General features: G+C 69.8%; 13 protein-coding genes and 1 riboswitch. Of the genes, 8 read left to right on the forward strand and 5 right to left on the reverse strand.

All coding sequences use genetic code 11. The features are described 5' to 3' along the window. Positions 1-19: 19 nt before the first annotated feature. A complete protein-coding gene (locus tag ACQEU1_RS35640) occupies positions 20-556 on the forward strand; it encodes a TetR/AcrR family transcriptional regulator (protein WP_433211093.1) in 537 nt (178 codons plus the stop codon). On the opposite strand, the gene ACQEU1_RS35645 is transcribed toward ACQEU1_RS35640, so the two are convergent. Then, on the reverse strand, positions 557-1,489 hold the full coding sequence (locus tag ACQEU1_RS35645; protein ID WP_433211096.1) for a M28 family metallopeptidase: 933 nt from the start codon (positions 1,487-1,489) through the stop codon (positions 557-559). A gap of 130 nt (positions 1,490-1,619) precedes the next feature. On the opposite strand from ACQEU1_RS35645, the gene ACQEU1_RS35650 reads away from it, so the two are divergent. The 5 genes from ACQEU1_RS35650 (at position 1,620) to ACQEU1_RS35670 (ending at position 7,075) form a co-directional block, all read left to right on the forward strand. Continuing rightward, the gene (locus tag ACQEU1_RS35650) at positions 1,620-3,107 is read left to right on the forward strand and encodes a potassium/proton antiporter (protein ID WP_433211099.1); all 1,488 of its coding nucleotides are present in this window, start codon (positions 1,620-1,622) and stop codon (positions 3,105-3,107) included. A 73-nt stretch (positions 3,108-3,180) separates the two neighbouring features. Then, positions 3,181-3,295, forward strand: a riboswitch (SAM riboswitch). 35 nt (positions 3,296-3,330) lie between these two features. Further along, the gene (locus ACQEU1_RS35655; protein WP_433211102.1) at positions 3,331-4,662 is read left to right on the forward strand and encodes an aminotransferase class V-fold PLP-dependent enzyme; all 1,332 of its coding nucleotides are present in this window, start codon (positions 3,331-3,333) and stop codon (positions 4,660-4,662) included. Between the two features lie 23 nt (positions 4,663-4,685). Next, on the forward strand, positions 4,686-5,429 hold the full coding sequence (gene lspA / locus ACQEU1_RS35660) for a signal peptidase II (RefSeq protein WP_433211105.1): 744 nt from the start codon (positions 4,686-4,688) through the stop codon (positions 5,427-5,429). 97 nt (positions 5,430-5,526) lie between these two features. Next, positions 5,527-6,411 (forward strand): RluA family pseudouridine synthase, encoded by an 885-nt coding sequence (locus ACQEU1_RS35665; protein ID WP_433211993.1) that lies wholly within the window; start codon positions 5,527-5,529, stop codon positions 6,409-6,411. Between the two features lie 73 nt (positions 6,412-6,484). Continuing rightward, positions 6,485-7,075, forward strand: a complete 591-nt coding sequence (locus ACQEU1_RS35670; RefSeq protein ID WP_433211108.1) for an NAD(P)-dependent oxidoreductase — start codon at positions 6,485-6,487, stop codon at positions 7,073-7,075. On the opposite strand, the gene ACQEU1_RS35675 is transcribed toward ACQEU1_RS35670, so the two are convergent. After that, positions 7,064-7,960, reverse strand: a complete 897-nt coding sequence (locus tag ACQEU1_RS35675; protein ID WP_433211111.1) for a LysR family transcriptional regulator — start codon at positions 7,958-7,960, stop codon at positions 7,064-7,066. The genes ACQEU1_RS35670 and ACQEU1_RS35675 overlap by 12 nt on opposite strands. 21 nt (positions 7,961-7,981) lie before the next feature. Here ACQEU1_RS35675 and ACQEU1_RS35680 point away from each other — a divergent pair, with 21 nt between their 5' ends. Further along, the gene (locus ACQEU1_RS35680; protein WP_433211114.1) at positions 7,982-8,746 is read left to right on the forward strand and encodes an inositol monophosphatase family protein; all 765 of its coding nucleotides are present in this window, start codon (positions 7,982-7,984) and stop codon (positions 8,744-8,746) included. Here the strand turns inward: ACQEU1_RS35680 and ACQEU1_RS35685 are convergent. Then, positions 8,743-9,585, reverse strand: a complete 843-nt coding sequence (locus ACQEU1_RS35685; protein WP_433211117.1) for an AsnC family protein — start codon at positions 9,583-9,585, stop codon at positions 8,743-8,745. The genes ACQEU1_RS35680 and ACQEU1_RS35685 overlap by 4 nt on opposite strands. A 255-nt stretch (positions 9,586-9,840) precedes the next feature. Here ACQEU1_RS35685 and dnaE point away from each other — a divergent pair, with 255 nt between their 5' ends. Continuing rightward, positions 9,841-13,353 carry a DNA polymerase III subunit alpha gene (gene dnaE / locus ACQEU1_RS35690; RefSeq protein WP_433211996.1) on the forward strand — a complete coding sequence of 1,171 codons (3,513 nt, stop codon included), beginning with the start codon at positions 9,841-9,843 and terminating at the stop codon, positions 13,351-13,353. On the opposite strand, the gene ACQEU1_RS35695 is transcribed toward dnaE, so the two are convergent. Both ACQEU1_RS35695 and ACQEU1_RS35700 read right to left on the reverse strand, forming a co-directional pair. Next, complete coding sequence (locus ACQEU1_RS35695) at positions 13,350-14,984, reverse strand: MOSC domain-containing protein (protein ID WP_433211120.1); 1,635 nt, start codon at positions 14,982-14,984, stop codon at positions 13,350-13,352. The genes dnaE and ACQEU1_RS35695 overlap by 4 nt on opposite strands. Further along, a complete protein-coding gene (locus tag ACQEU1_RS35700; RefSeq protein WP_433211123.1) occupies positions 14,984-15,472 on the reverse strand; it encodes a CGNR zinc finger domain-containing protein in 489 nt (162 codons plus the stop codon). Before ACQEU1_RS35700 ends, ACQEU1_RS35695 begins: the two co-directional genes overlap by 1 nt. Positions 15,473-15,510 lie beyond the last annotated feature (38 nt).

The following is a 15,510-nucleotide window of genomic DNA, read 5'->3' on the forward strand; positions in this document are numbered from 1 at the left end:
TACGGTAGCGTATGGAAGCGTGGTGCGGCGGAATCGTGACGACTGGACTGAGATAGCGCTGAGAGCGTTGGCCGAGGGCGGGCTGAACGCCGTGGCGATCGAGCCGCTCGCGGCCAGAGCCGGGGCCACGAAAGGCAGCGTCTACCACCACTTCCCGAACCGCGAGGCGTTGCTGCAGGCGACGGTCGAGCGGTGGGAGCGGGAGCACACCGAGAAGGTCATCGAGCTCGTGGAGTCCGAGCGGACGCCGGAGGACAAGCTCCGCACGCTCTTCGCCACGGTGCTCGACCGCGGCCGCAAGGGGTCGGTCGAGATGGCGTTGCAGGCCGCCGCCCAGCACGAGGTGATCGCACCGGTGCTCCAGCGCGTCACGGAGAAGCGGCTGACGTACCTGACCGAGCTGTTCCGGCAGCTGGGGTTCAGGAAGGCCCAGGCGAGGAAGCGCGCGTTGATCGCGTTCAGCCTCTACCTGGGCCAGGCGCAGATGCAGCAGACCCTGCCCGGCCTCGTCGAACCGGTGCTCGACGAGGCCGTGCAGGTGCTCATCGCGAAGTGATCAGGCCGCGGTGGCCCACAACGTCGAGGCGATCACGTCCGCGTTGCGGTCGAGCGCCGTGGCGTTGACGTTCGCCGTGGTGTCGCAGGAGCGGTGGTAGCAGCGGTCGAAGGCCTGGCCCGCCGTGCCGCCCCACTTCGAGGCCTGCGCCGAGGTCTTGATGCCCTCGGCGCCGGTGAAGGTGCCGCCGGTCGGGATGCCCGCGCGGGCGAACGCCGCGTGGTCGGAGCGGCCGCCGACGTTCGTCAGCTCGGTCTGGACGCCCAGCGCCGTGAAGCCCGCCTGCAGCCGCTGCGTCAGCGCCGCCGAACCAGTGGGCTGGCCGGAGGAGCTGTAGACGAAGTAGCCGGGGTTGGGCGAGCCCGTCATGTCGAAGTTCAGGTACGCCTTGATCTTCGACTTCTCGGTCGACGACAGGGAGTTCACGTAGTACGTCGAGCCGACGAGGCCTAGCTCCTCCGCGCCCCACCAGCCGAACCGCAGGTGCTTGGTCGGCTGGAAACCGGTGGCCTTCACCTGGAGCGCGATCTCCAGGATCGACGCCGAGCCGGTGCCGTTGTCGTTGATGCCGGGGCCCGCCGAGACGCTGTCGAGGTGGCCGCCGACCATCACGACGTTGTTCGCGTCACCGCCGGGGTAGTCGGCGATCAGGTTGTAGCCCGTCGCGCCGTTCGAGGTGAACGACTGGACGCGCGTGGTGTAGCCGGCCGCGTCGAGCTTGCTCTTCACCCAGTTGATCGAGGCCAGGTACCCCGGTCGTCCGTGTGCGCGGTTGCCGCCGTTGGAGTTGGCGATGGACTGGAACTGGTTCAGGTGAGCTTGTACGTTCGCGACGTTGATGTTGGGCGCCGCCAGTGCCGCGGGCGCCGCCGCCTGCGCCGCCGTGGTTCCGGTCACCATCAAGGCGGCCGCCAGCGCGATCAGGATCCTCATGGTTCAACTCCGTGCAGGGTAGGGATTGAGCCACTGATCAACATGCTCCGCCGCGCATGGACTCGCTAGGGGCGAACGGTGGGAGTTGTTAACGCGTCCGGTTCGTCGGAATCGAGGGTGATCAACCAGAATGGTCCAGGTGGGTGACGTCACGGTCGTTCTGGGCATCGGCGCCGCCGTGCTGCTGATCTCGGTGATCGCGGTGCGCGTGTCGACGCGGCTCGGGCTGCCCTCGCTCCTGCTCTACCTCGGCATCGGCGTGCTGCTCGGCGAGTCCGTCGCGGGCATCAAGTTCGACGACGCCGACCTCACCCAGTCGCTCGGCATCGCGGCCCTCGTGCTGATCCTGACCGAGGGCGGCATCACGACCCGGTGGAACGCCGTCAGGTCGTCGCTGTGGCTCGGCGTCGCACTGTCCACAGTGGCCGTCGCGGTCAGCGTCGCGGTGACCGGGACGGCGCTGCACTTCCTGCTGGGCCTCGACTGGCGGATGGCGTTGCTGTGGGGCGCTGTGCTGTCGTCCACGGACGCGGCCGCCGTCTTCAGCGTGCTGCGCTCGTTAGGCGTTGGGGCACGGCTGACTGGCGCGCTCGAGCTGGAGTCCGGTCTCAACGACGCGCCCGTCTACATCGCCGTCGTGCTGCTGGCCTCGTCGGACCAGATCTCCTGGACCGCTCCGCTGCTGGTGCTCTACGAACTGGGCGCGGGCGCGGTGATCGGCGTCGCACTCGGGTTCCTCGGCGGCGCGGGGCTGAGACGCGCGGCGCTGCCGTCCACCGGTCTGTACCCGCTCGCCACGGTGGCGGTGTGCGTGCTGGCCTACACGGCGGGCGACCTCGTGCACGCCTCCGGCTTCCTCGCCACGTACGTCGCCGCGCTGGTCCTCGGCAACGCCCGCCTGCCGCACCGCGCCGACACCCTCTCGTTCGCCGAAGGCCTCGGCTGGCTCGCCCAGATCGGCCTCTTCGTGCTCCTCGGCCTCTACGCCTCCCCGCAACGGCTGCTCGACGTGCTGTTCCCCGCGCTGGTCGCGGGCGTGGTGCTGACGTTCGTGGCGCGGCCGCTGTCGGTGGTGCTGGCCTCGTTGCCGTTCAAGGTGCCGTGGCGGGAACAGGCGTTCCTCTCCTGGTCGGGGCTCAGAGGTGCCGTGCCGATCGTGTTCGCGCTGATCCCGTTGATCCAGGGCGTGGAAGGCGCGCGGCAACTGGTCGACGTGGTGTTCCTGCTGGTCATCGTGCTGACGATCGTGCAGGGCACGACGCTGCCGTTCCTCGCGCGACGGCTCGGCCTGGTGAAGGCGGGGGAGGCGCTGGAGGTCCAGGTCGACTCGTCCCCGCTCGACGAGCTCGGCGCGGAGCTGCTCCAGGTGCACATCCAGCGCGGCTCGAAGCTGCACGGCGTCTACATGTCCGAGCTGCGGCTGCCGAGCGGCGCCACGGTCAGCCTCGTGGTGCGCTCGGGGAAGAGTTTCACGCCACAGCCGACGACCAGGCTGCAGACCGACGACCAGTTGCTCATCGTCACCACCGAGGAGACGCGCGACGCCGCTGAGCGGCGCATACGTGCCGTCGACCGGGCCGGCCGCTACGCCAGGTGGAAGGGCGAGACCGGCGACTAGTCGGTCTCCGAGGCTTCTCACGATGTGATCGGGGTGTCGACGCGGCGGTCACCCTCCGCTAACGTCGTCGGCAGGTCATGAGAGCCAGCGTCAAGCCCAAGCTTGCTGGCCGGCAACCCTCCAACCGCGGTGGGGTGCCCTTGGTGAGGACCTGGTCCGGCGCGCAGGGCGCCGGTCAAGCGCGGGCCTCCACACGAAGGCCCCTGGCCTCGGAGGCAGCTCGATGACGCTCGCGATCACCCCCAGCACCACCACTGCGGTTCCGGCTGTCGTCGGCGCTGACCTGCGCGTTCCGCTGGTCACCGGAGAGCGCGTCACCTACGCCAACCTCGACCACGCGGCTTCGGCGCCCTGTCTGCAGGAGGTGCGCGACGCCGTCGACGAGCTGCTGCCCTGGTACGCCAGCGTGCACCGCGGCGCCGGGTTCGCCTCGCAGGTCTCGACCCGCGTGTACGAGCAGGCCCGCGACCGCATCCGCCGGTTCGTCGGGGCGCGTTCGTCCGACGCCGTCGTGTTCACCCGCAACACCACGGACTCGCTGAACCTGTTGGCGCGCAGCGTTCCCCGCAACACCGCCGTCGTCCTGTTCGACAGCGAGCACCACGCCGCGCTGCTCCCCTGGAGGGGTCCGCACGTCCAGCGCGTTCCTGCACCGTCTTCGTCCGGCGCCGCAGTTGTCGCGCTGGACCGGGCTCTTGCCGCCGCCCCGGTCGGCCCGAGGCTCGTGATCGTCACCGGGGCGTCCAACGTCACGGGGGAGCTGTGGCCGGTCGCCGAGCTCGCGAAGGTCGCCCGCCGCCACGGCGCGCGCATCGCGCTCGACGCGGCCCAGCTCGCCCCGCACCGCCCGATCGACGTGCGTGAGCTGGACGTCGACTACATCGCGTTCTCCGGCCACAAGATCTACGCCCCGTTCGGCGCCGGTGTGCTGGTCGGCCGCGCGGACTGGCTCCAGCAGGCCCAGCCGTACCTGGTCGGCGGCGGCGCCACGTCCAAGGTGACCGACCACGGCGACCGCCTCGGCGTGGCCTGGTCCGCGGTGCCCGAGCGGCACGAGGCCGGCAGCCCGAACGTCGTCGGCGTGCACGCCCTGGCCGCGGCCTGCGAGATCCTGTCGCGGCACTGGGAGCAGACCGTCGCGCACGAGCAGGAGCTGCTCGCCCGCCTGCGCGAGGGCCTGCGCACGATCCCCGGCTTCCGCGAGCTGAAGATCCTCGGCGACGCGGACAAGGTCGGGGTCGTGAGCTTCACGGTCTCCGGCTTCGACGCGGGCTTCCTCGCCGCCGCGCTGTCCGCCGAGTACGGCATCGGCGTGCGGGACGGAGCGTTCTGCGCGCACGTGATCGTGGGCCGCCTGGTCAAGCAGGTCGGCTCGCACGAGGAACGCGCCGTGCGGGCGTCGATCGGCCTCGGCACCACGGCCGAGCACGTCGACCGGCTGGTGGCCGCGTTGCGCGTGCTGGTCACCGAAGGCCCGAGGTGGAGCTACACCCAGCAGGACGGCCGCTGGGTGCCCGAGGACGACGGCCGAACCCTGCCGCCGTTCCTCGCGTAGTCCCTGTAGTGGACAATGACCTGGTGAGTGACGAGTCCAAGGCCGAGGAGAAGGCCGCTGACAAGCCTGCCGAAGAGCAGGTCAGCGAGCCCGAGACGGTCGCGACTCCGGTGATCGAGGCGCCTGACGCCGAGGAGGGGCCCAAGCCGTCTCCGGCGAAGGCGGAGGACGACGAGGACGAGGGTTTCTCGTTCACGGGTTCGCTGCCCGAGCTGAAGACGAAGCTCCTCGCGGCCCTGGCGGCCGTCGTGCTGGCCCTGGACGTGCTCACGAAGGTCGTGTCCGTGGCGTTCCTGGAGGACGCCGACCCGATCCAGCTGTTCGGCGGCGTGCTCTACCTGACGTTCGTGCGCAACCCCGGTGCCGCGTTCGGCATGGGCGAGGGCATGACGTGGGTGCTCGCGCTGATCGCCATGGGCGTCGCCGGGTTCATCTACTGGATCTCGCGCAACCTCCGCTCCCAGGGCTGGGCCGTCGGCCTCGGCCTGGTGCTCGGCGGTGCCGTCGGCAACCTCGCCGACCGGCTCTTCCGCGAGCCCGGCCCGATGCGCGGCCACGTCGTGGACTTCCTGTCGCTGTTCGACCCGTACGGCCGGGTGTGGCCGGTGTTCAACGTCGCGGACATGGCGATCGTGGGCGGTGGCGCGACGATCATCGTGCTCGCGTTGCTGCGCCACGACTACGACGGCACCGTGCACAAGGACGATCCCGAGCCGCCCGTCGCCGAACCGGTGCCGGCGCAGGACGACCTCCAGGAAACGAAGTAGCAACCCGGCGCCGCGAGGCGTCCCAGAGCAAGTGAAAGTCGAGGCCCCGCGCGTGAGCGGATACCGAACGCTGCCGATTCCCGACGGTCTGGACGGCATGCGCGTCGACGCCGGCCTCGCGAAACTGCTCGGCCTGTCCCGCACCGCCGTCGCGGCCATCGCCGACGCCGACGACGTGCTGGTCGACGGCCGGGTCGTGGGCAAGTCCGACCGGCTGACCGCCGGGGCGATGCTGGAGATCACGCTGCCCGCGCCGCCGCAGCCGATCACCGTCCAGGCGATCCCCGTCGAGGGCCTGGAGATCATCCACGAGGACGAGGACATCATCGTCGTCGACAAGCCCGTCGGCGTCGCCGTGCACCCGTCGCCCGGCTGGACCGGCCCGACCGTCGTGGGCGGGCTCGCCGCCGCCGGTCACCGCGTGGCCACGTCCGGTGCCGCCGAACGCCAGGGCGTCGTGCACCGGCTCGACGTCGGCACGACCGGCGTGATGGTGGTCGCGAAGTCCGAATCCGCTTACTCAGCTTTGAAGCACGCCTTCAAAGAGCGGACCGTCGACAAGGTCTACCACGCGATCGTGCAGGGCCACCCGGACCCGATCAAGGGCACCATCGACGCGCCGATCGACCGTCACCCGAAGCACGACTACAAGTTCGCGGTGATGAACTCCGGCAAGCCGTCCATCACGCACTACGAGGTGATGGAGGCGTTCCGCGCCGCCTCTCTCGTCGAGGTGCACCTGGAAACCGGCCGCACGCACCAGATCCGCGTGCACTTCTCCGCGCTGCACCACCCGTGCGTGGGCGACCTGACGTACGGCGCCGACCCGACGCTGGCCAAGCGCCTGGGCGTGACGCGGCAGTGGCTGCACGCGCACCAGCTCGGGTTCCACCACCCCGGCACCGGCGAGTGGGTCACGTTCACGTCCGCCTACCCGGAAGACCTCGCGACGGCGCTGGAGAAGCTGCGCGACGAAGGCTGATTGCGTCTGGGTAAATCACCGGTTGATGACATTGCACTTGATGTTAATCGGTGTGCTCAATAGCGTTTGAGCCATGCACCTGACCATCCTCGCGGCCTCGGGCCGCACCGGTTCCGCCCTCACCCGCCAGGCCCTCGACCGCGGCCACACCGTCACCGCGATCGCCAGGGACATCTCGCGCATCGCCCTCGACCACCCGAACCTCTGGAAGGTCGCGGGCGACGTGAGCGGTCCGCTGACCATCGATCCCGACTCGGTGGTCCTGTCCGGCCTCGGCGCCGACACCCCCGGCGTGCTGCTCGCCGGCGCCCAGGCCGTCGTCGCCGCGGGGCCGAGCCGGATCATCTGGCTCGGCGCGTACGGCACGGGTGCCTCGGCCGAGGCGGCGGGGGAGGGCGCCGCGGTGCTGTGGAAGTTCTTCGGCGACCGCATCCCGGACAAGGTGGCGGCCGACTACGCCGTCCTCACCGCCGGTGGCACCGTCTTCCACGCGGGTGTCCTGACCGACGAGCCCGCGGGTCCCGGCCGGGTGGTCGGCCTGGACGAGGCGCCGCCGTTCGACCTGGGCGCGAAGATCAGCCGCGAGACCGTGGCCGCCGCGATGCTGGACGAGGCCGAGCACCCGCGCTTTCCCGGCGCCGTCGCTCTGCCGCTAGCGGGCTAGCACCTCTCCGAGCGTCTCCCTGACCTGCTCGCGCAACCACGCGTGGGCAAGATCGGAGTCGTAGCGCTGGTGCCAGTTGCAGTTGATCGGCGCCTCCGGTGACGCGACCGGCAACGGCCGCGTGACCAGCCCGAACGCCTCGATCAACGGCCTGCACAGGATCGTCGTGGTGGTGACCAGCGCGTCACCGGCCGCCGCGATCTGCAACGCCGAGTGCACCGTCGCCACCGTCGCGATCACCTTGCGCCGCAACCCTTCCCGCTCCAGCACCTCGTCGATCGGCGCGCTGAACCGACCACGCCGTGACACCAGCACATGCGGATAGGCCGCATACGCGCGCAGATCCAGTTCGGCACCCGGATGCCCACGCCGCATCACCACGGCGAGCGGATCGGTCCCGAGCGTCTCCGACCGGAACTCCGGCAGTTCCGGCGCACCACCCCCGAGTTCGAGATCCACCCGGCCGTGCCGCAGGTCGTCGGTGTCGCCGGACTGCTCGGCCAGCACCCGCAACCGCACCCCGGGGGCCGCTGCGGCGATCCGCCCGACCAGCGCGGGCACCACCGAGGAGGCGAGGGCGTCGTGACACCGCACCGTGAACGTCCGCTCCAACTTCGAGATGTCCAGCTCACGGCTGGGAGCCAGCACGGCGTTGGCCTCCCGCACGAGCCGGCGCACCTCCTCGGCGATCCCGAGGGCGTACGGCGTGGGCGTCATCGTGTGGCCCGTCCGCACGAGGATGTCGTCGCCGGTGACCTTCCGGATCCGCCCGAGCGTCCGGCTGACCGCGGGCGACGACAGGTGCAGCCGTTCCGCCGCCCCCATCACGCTGCCCTCCTCGAGCAGGGCGTCCAGCACGACCAGCAGGTTCAGATCCGCTTGCATACCGCAATCTTGGAGGAAGCCATGATCACCGCAACTGTCGCCGCCGTTCGCGCCGCCGGCGCCCGCATGCTGAAGCGCTACTCGACCGAGTCCCGCACCAGCTCCCTCGCCGAGATCATCGCCGCCGTCGAAGCCAACGACGCCGCCGTCGCCGACCTCCTCAGGCCCGCCCTCGCCGAGATCAACCCCGAAGCCCGCTGGCTCGACGACGAACACGGCTCCGGCCCGCTGCCTGCCGGCGAGTGGTGGCTGATCGACCCGGTCGGCGGCAACATGAACGCCGTCCACGGCATGACCGACTGGAACATCGGCGTCAGCCTCGTCCGCGACGGCCGCCCGGTGCTCGCCGTCCTCTACTTCCCGCTGTTCGACGAGATGTTCACCGCCACCGAGGGCGGCGGCGCGTTCCTCAACGGCGTCCGCATCAGCGTGTCGGACAAGACGGAGCTGAACGGTGCCCTGGTCGGCACCGGCCAGGCCCAGCCGGGCCAGGGCCCGGAGATGGCCGACCGGGTGGGCGCCTCGTACGCCGCGATGGCGAAGCACGCCCTCTACGTGCGCATCTCGGTCCCCGTCACGCACCAACTGGCCCAGGTCGCGGCCGGACGCATGGACGCGCACTGGCAGTACGACAACGTGCGCGCGCACGCCTCAGGTGTGTTGTTGGTGCAGGAGGCAGGCGGCGCGGTCACGGACCTCGACGGCAAGCCGTGGGACCTGACCACGCGTGAGTACCTGGCGGCCGCACCCGGCGTGCACGCGCAGGCGCTGGAAGTGCTGGCCTAGTCCTCGACGGTCCACACGAGCGTGTTGAGGTCGACCTCGGGCCGCACGCTCCACCGGACCTGGATGATCTCGGTCGTCTCCGGCAGCACGAACACGCTGTGCCCGCCGGCGGTCTCACCGGGCTGCACGCCGAGCTTGTGCGCGGGCCGCGACGACAGCGACACGGGCGCCTTCGTCACGGTCTCGCCGGTCTTCGTCACGAGCACCAGGTACATGTCCGGCAGCGACGTGTACGCGACCTGCGAGGTGTTGGTCACCTCGGTGTGCACGACCACGGCCCGTTCGCCCTCGGCCAGCTTGTAGCCGGCGGCGGTGAACAGGAAGTCGGCCGGGTCGACGACCTCGACCAGCTGGATCGACAGGCGGGCGCCCTCGAGGCTGTCCGCCTCCAGCGCCGAGCCGATCTTGCCGGTCCGCGACACGACGGGCTTGGGCTGCGGCTGGTCCGCGCGCACCCAGCCCGCGGACTGGGGCGGGCCCCACGTGGCCTGGGGCGGCGGCTGCTGCGCGGGGAACGGCTGGCTGATCGGGCCCTGCGGACCGTACGGCTGCTGCTGCACGGGGTGCGGCCCGCTCTGGTGCACGGCGTACGGGCCGGACGGCGGCGGACCCATGTAGTTGCCGTACGCGGCGGCGTTCGCCAACGCCCTGCGCAGGCCGTTCGGGTCGCACTCCACGCCCACCAGCAACGGCAGGCCGCTGCCCGAGAGCGTGATCAGGCGCATGGCGGCCTCGCGCGGGTCCATGCCCAGGCGCTGGGCGATCTCGTGCACGGCGGCGCGGCCGGACTCGGCGAGAACGGCGAGCAGGCGAGCGTCTACGGGATCGGGGGCCACCACCCGAAGAACGCTACCCGCCGCTCATGATCCTCGCGCCACCGCCCGCCGGATCGAGATCAAGGCGACAACTCCGGCGGCGTCACCTGGTCGTTCGGCCCCTAGAGCGTGGCGCGGACATGAGCGGTCCTTTCAGGCTGTAGGGTTGTCTGGCGCTAGGACGTGACAGTCCCTTGTTCGCGCCAAAACGCTTGCTACACAAGGGGGTTGCCCGTGGCGGACTCGTTTGTGCACCTGCACGTGCACACCGAGTACTCGATGCTCGACGGCGCGGCCAAGGTCGCCCCGCTGTTCGAGGAGGCGGGCCGGCTCGGCATGACGGCGGTCGGCATGAGCGACCACGGCAACATGTACGGGTCCGACGAGTTCTACCAAACGGCGATGAAGACCGGCATCAAGCCGATCATCGGCATCGAGGCCTACCTCGCCCCGCACAACCGCCTGCACAAGAAGCCGGTCGCCTGGGGCGACCCCGGCCAGCGCGGCGACGACATCTCCGGTGCCGGCGCCTACACCCACATGACGATGTGGGCGCGCAACGCCGACGGCCTGCGCAACCTCTTCCGGCTGCACACCGAGGCGAGCAAGACGGGCTACTACTACAAGCCCCGGATGGACCGCGAGCTCGTCGCGGAGCACGCGAGCGGCATCATCGCGACGACCGGCTGCCCGTCCGGCGAGGTGCAGACCCGGCTGCGGCTCGGGCAGGTCGACGAGGCGTTCAAGGCCGCTGCCGACTACCAGGAGATCTTCGGCAAGGAGAACTTCTTCCTGGAGCTGATGGACCACGGCCTGGAGATCGAGACCAGGGTCCGCGACGGCCTGCTGGAGATCAGCCGCAAGCTCGGCATCCCGCCGCTCGCGACCAACGACAGCCACTACGTCACCAAGGACCAGGCGGACACGCACTCAGCGTTGCTCTGCGTGCAGTCCGGCAAGATGCTCACGGACCCGAACAGGTTCAAGTTCGACGGCGACGGTTACTACCTGAAGTCGGCCGAGGACATGCGGCAGATCTGGAAGGACCTGCCGGAGGCGTGCGACAACACGCTGCTCGTCGCGGAGATGGTCGAGTCCTACGACGACATCTGGAGCATCAAGGACCGGATCCCGAACTTCGAGGTCCCCGAGGGCGAGGACCAGGCTTCCTGGTTCCGCAAGGAGATCAAGCGCGGCCTGGAGTGGCGGTTCCGCGACTCGTCGGTGCCGGAGGAGTACATTAAGCGCTGTGACTACGAGGCCCAGGTCATCATCGACAAGGGCTTCCCGGCGTACTTCCTCATCGTCGCCGACCTCATCAACTACGCCCGCAGCGTCGGCATCCGGGTCGGCCCCGGCCGTGGTTCCGCCGCAGGCGCCGCCGTGTCGTGGGCGATGGGCATCACGAACATCGACCCGATCCCGCACGGCCTGCTGTTCGAGCGGTTCCTGAACCCCGAGCGCACCGCCATGCCCGACATCGACATCGACTTCGACGACCGCCGTCGAGGCGAGATGATCCGGTACGCGAGCGAGAAGTACGGCGCCGACAAGGTCGCCCAGGTGATCACGTTCGGCACCATCAAGACCAAGGCCGCGCTGAAGGACTCGGCGCGCGTGCACCACGGTCAGCCGGGCTTCGCGATCGCCGACAAGATCTCCAAGGCGCTGCCGCCGCCGATCATGGCGAAGGACATCCCGCTCAACGGCATCGTCAACAAGAGCCACCCGCGCTACGGCGAGGCCGCCGAGGTCCGGTCGCTGCTCGAGACCGACGTGCAGGTGAAGGAGATCTTCGACACCGCGCTCGGCCTCGAAGGCCTGATCCGCAACGCCGGTGTGCACGCGTGCGCGGTCATCATGTCGAAGGACCCGCTCACCGACTCCATCCCGCTCTGGTACCGCGACGACGGCTCGTTCATCACCGGCTGGGACTACCCGTCGTGCGAGAACATCGGCCTGCTCAAGATGGACTTCCTCGGGCTGCGCAACCTCACGGTCATGGGCGACGCCGTCGACAACATCGAGGCGAACCGCGGCAAGGACGCCGTCCCGGACTTCGACAAGCTCCCGATGGACGACCCCGAGACGTACGCGCTGCTCGGCCGCGGTGACACGCTGGGTGTGTTCCAGCTGGACGGTGGCCCGATGCGCGACCTGCTGCGCCGCATGCAGCCGACGACGTTCGAGGACATCGTCGCGGTCGGCGCGCTGTACCGCCCGGGCCCGATGGGTGTGAACGCGCACAACGACTACGCGGACCGCAAGAACGGCCGCCAGGAGGTCAAGCCGATCCACCCGCAGCTCGCCGAGCCGCTCAAGGAGATCCTCGGCGAGACGCACGGCCTGATCGTCTACCAAGAGCAGATCATGTTCATCGCCCAGGAGGTCGCCGGGTACTCCATGGGTCGAGCGGACGTGCTCCGCAAGGCGATGGGCAAGAAGAAGGCCGAGGTCCTGGCCAAGGAGTTCGAGGGCTTCCAGCAGGGCATGCGCAACGACCCGCGCGGCTTCTCCGACGAGGCGATCCAGGCGCTGTGGGACACGATCCTCCCGTTCGCCGGCTACGCGTTCAACAAGTCGCACGCCGCCGCGTACGGCCTGATCTCGTACTGGACCGCGTACCTCAAGGCGAACTTCCGCGCCGAGTACATGGCCGCGCTGCTCACGTCGGTCGGTGACAACAAGGACAAGTCCGCGGTCTACCTCGCCGAGTGCCGCCGCCTGGGCATCAAGGTCCTCCCGCCGGACGTCAACGAGTCGGCGCTGCGCTTCGGTGCGGTCGGCACGGACATCCGCTTCGGCATGGGCGCGATCCGCAACGTCGGCGCGAACGTCGTCGAGTCGATCATCAATTCCCGCAGGGAGAAGGGCGCCTACACGTCCTTCACGGACTTCATGGACAAGTCCGAGCTCGTCGCCTGCAACAAGCGCGTGATCGAGTCGCTGATCAAGGCGGGCGCGTTCGACTCGTTCGGCCACCCGCGGCTGTCGCTGATCCAGGTGCACGAGGACGCGGTCGACGCGGTCGTGCCGATCAAGCGCAAGGAGGCCGAAGGCCAGTTCGACCTCTTCGGCGGCGACAGCGCGGACGACCAGGACGACAGCACGTCCCCGTTGGCGCACCTGAAGTTCGGTGCCGAGGAGTACCCGCGCAAGCAGATGCTCAGCCTCGAGAAGGAGATGCTGGGCCTCTACGTCTCCTCGCACCCGCTCGACGGTGCCGAACGGATCCTGCGCAAGTTCGCGCCGCGCCCGATCGCCGTCGTGCTCGACGACCCGCCCAAGGAAGGCGAGCTGATCGTCTCGGGCATGATCTCGTCGATCGAGCGCCGGGTGAACAAGAACGGCCTGCCGTGGGCGATCACGGTCATCGAGGACCTCGACGCGTCCATCGAGGTGCTGTTCTTCCCGAAGTCGTACGAGGTGCTGCGCGACGACCTCGAGCTCGACTCCGCCGTCTGCGTCAAGGGCCGGGTGAACTGGCGCGAGGACAAGATGGCGATCTTCGGTGACGGCGTCGTGCCGCTCGACATCAGCGACGCCGAGGCGAACCCCGGCGCCGACCCGCCCCTCGTCCTCGGCCTGCACACCAAGACGCTGACGCCGGAGTTGATCGAGGAACTCAAGATGGTGTTCAAGTCGCACGAGGGGCAGGTCGCCGTGCACCTCGAGGTGCAGAAGCGCGACAAGTCGAAGGAGATGCTGGTCGTGGACAACTTCCGGGTCAGCACGACGCCGTCGCTCTTCGGTGACCTCAAGACGATCCGCGGCGTGACGATCCACCGCTAGAGGTCGAGGACCAGATCGGTCTCCGGTCGCGCGCAGCAGATCAGCGCGTGGCCGGGGGCCGGTGGTTCCAACGGCTCCGGGTCGTGCTCGACCGTGCCGGACAGCACCGGGGTCACGCACGTGTGGCAGACGCCGGTGCGGCACGACCAGCGGGTGGGAACGTCGCAGGCCTCGGCGAGGTCGAGGATCGACTCGTCACCGCGGACCGCGGCGGTGAGGCCGCTGCGGGCGAACGTGATCTTCGGACCGGTGCCCGCGCGGGACGGTTGGTGCGGCGCAACGGTGGTGGCGTCGGTCAGGCCGGGGTTGATGGCCGTGCGCGCGCCGAAGAGTTCGGTGTGGACGCGGCCAGGGTCGAAGCCCAATCCCAGCAACGCTTCCGTCATGTCGGCCATGAAGGCTTCGGGGCCGCAGAGGTAGGCGCTGGCGGCGGTGGGAAGGCTGAGGGAGGAGAGGGTGTCGCGCGCCATGCGGCGGCTTGCCCCCTGCCCGCCGCCATCCGTGTAGTGCACGTGTTCGCGGCCACGGGCCAGCCCCGCCACCAAACTCGCGGCCTCGCCGGCGAAGGCGTGGTCAGCCGCTCGAGTCGTGTGCACCCACCACACCTCGCGGTCCGTTCCCTTGAGCGCGTGCAGCATCGCCAGCACCGGCGTCACCCCGACGCCCGCCGACAGCAGCACCACCGGTTCGTCGCCGGGCTCCAGCACGAACTCTCCGCGCGGCGCGGCCACTTCCAGCGTGTCGCCGGCCTTCACGTTGTCGTGCAACCAACTGCTGACCACACCGTCGCGTTTGACGCTGATCCGGTACGAGTCCGATGACAACGAGTAACTCCGCACCCCGCCCGGCACCCGGACCGTCAGGTACTGGCCGGGCAAGGCGCGCGGCAGGTCGTCGCCCGTCAGGTGGAACGACGTGATGGACGGACTCTCCGGCACGACCGCCGCCACCCGCAACGGACGGAATCCTGCCCAGCCAACGGGTTCCGGCTCGGGCGGCGTCAGCAGGTCGCGGAACGAGCCCTGCCAGCCGGGGCTGAGCGCGGGGATGTCGACGGCCTTGAGCAGGCTCTCGCGGTCCTTGCCGGGCAGGTACAGCAACGCGTCGATCGCGGCCACGCTCATGGCGTGCCGCCCGACCCGCGTGCGCACGATCTCGTCGCCCGCCCGCACCTCGCCCTCGGTGATCACCCGCAGGTAGAAGCCGGGGCGGCCGTGCGCGACCATCAGCGACGGCATGCGCGGCTCGTCCAGCCGCATCCCGACGCGGTAGCAGGTGACGCGCGGCTGCGTGACCTCGAACTCGGCCCCGCCGATGCGGAACCTGTCGCCGACGTGCACCTCGGTGTCGGCCAGACCCTCGACCGTGAAGTTCTCGCCGAACTGGCCGTACTCGAACGAACGCCCGAGCTCGGTGCGCCAGTGCTCGTAGGACTCCCGTTGGTAGACGAGAACTGCGCGGTTCTCGCCGCCGTGCCCGCCGAGGTCGCCCTGGCCGTCGCTGTCGACGTTGAGCCTGCGGACCATCAGCGGGCCGTCGACCGGCTGCTTGAAGATTCCGGTGTGGACGGTCCGGCCGTGCCAGGAGACGTCCTTGGGCAGACCGACGTTCAACGACAGCAGGCGGGCCATCAGCGTTCTCCTCGCGTGCGCTGGTAGTGGCGCCGGGCCTTCATCCTGTTGCCGCACACCGCCATCGAGCACCAGCGGGCCGAGTTCGGCTTGCTGTGGTCGATCAGGAAGAGACGGCAGTCGGGGTTCGCGCACGGCCGCAGCCGTCCGGGACTCGACACGCGCACCGCGTCCCAGGCGAGCACCGCGCGTGCGGCGGCGGTCCGGCCTTCCGGCAGGTCGAGGTGCCACACCACGCCGGACGAGTCGACGCCGGCGCGTTGCCGCACGTCCTCGACGAACGGCGCCAGCACGGCGGCTTCCTCGGTACCTCGCACCACCGCCTGCAACGCGTCGCGCGCCGCCGTCAAAGCTCGCAGCTCGTCCTTCGAAGCGGGCTGGTCGTGCGACGTCAGCCACCCCGGACCGTCCTCCGCGAGCAGGTCGTGCTGCCCGTCGTCGAGGACCGGCGTGGTGTTCAGCAGGTCGAGCAGCAGCGCCTCGTCCATCTCTAACCTCCAAAGTGACCCTTGACAGGTTATAGGAC

This window comes from Lentzea sp. CA-135723, assembly GCF_050936595.1.
Classification (GTDB): domain Bacteria; phylum Actinomycetota; class Actinomycetes; order Mycobacteriales; family Pseudonocardiaceae; genus Lentzea.

What these genes read in the sequence shown, in the direction of transcription:
- ACQEU1_RS35645 (WP_433211096.1), bottom strand. Translation starts at nt 1,489, where the DNA reads ATGAGGATCCTGATCGCGCTGGCGGCCGCCTTGATGGTGACCGGAACC.
- ACQEU1_RS35650 (WP_433211099.1), top strand. Translation starts at nt 1,620, where the DNA reads ATGGTCCAGGTGGGTGACGTCACGGTCGTTCTGGGCATCGGCGCCGCC.
- ACQEU1_RS35655 (WP_433211102.1), top strand. Translation starts at nt 3,331, where the DNA reads ATGACGCTCGCGATCACCCCCAGCACCACCACTGCGGTTCCGGCTGTC.
- ACQEU1_RS35665 (WP_433211993.1), top strand. Translation starts at nt 5,527, where the DNA reads ATGCGCGTCGACGCCGGCCTCGCGAAACTGCTCGGCCTGTCCCGCACC.
- ACQEU1_RS35670 (WP_433211108.1), top strand. Translation starts at nt 6,485, where the DNA reads ATGCACCTGACCATCCTCGCGGCCTCGGGCCGCACCGGTTCCGCCCTC.
- ACQEU1_RS35675 (WP_433211111.1), bottom strand. Translation starts at nt 7,960, where the DNA reads ATGCAAGCGGATCTGAACCTGCTGGTCGTGCTGGACGCCCTGCTCGAG.
- ACQEU1_RS35680 (WP_433211114.1), top strand. Translation starts at nt 7,982, where the DNA reads ATGATCACCGCAACTGTCGCCGCCGTTCGCGCCGCCGGCGCCCGCATG.
- dnaE (WP_433211996.1), top strand. Translation starts at nt 9,841, where the DNA reads ATGCTCGACGGCGCGGCCAAGGTCGCCCCGCTGTTCGAGGAGGCGGGC.
- ACQEU1_RS35695 (WP_433211120.1), bottom strand. Translation starts at nt 14,984, where the DNA reads ATGGCCCGCCTGCTGTCGTTGAACGTCGGTCTGCCCAAGGACGTCTCC.
- ACQEU1_RS35700 (WP_433211123.1), bottom strand. Translation starts at nt 15,472, where the DNA reads ATGGACGAGGCGCTGCTGCTCGACCTGCTGAACACCACGCCGGTCCTC.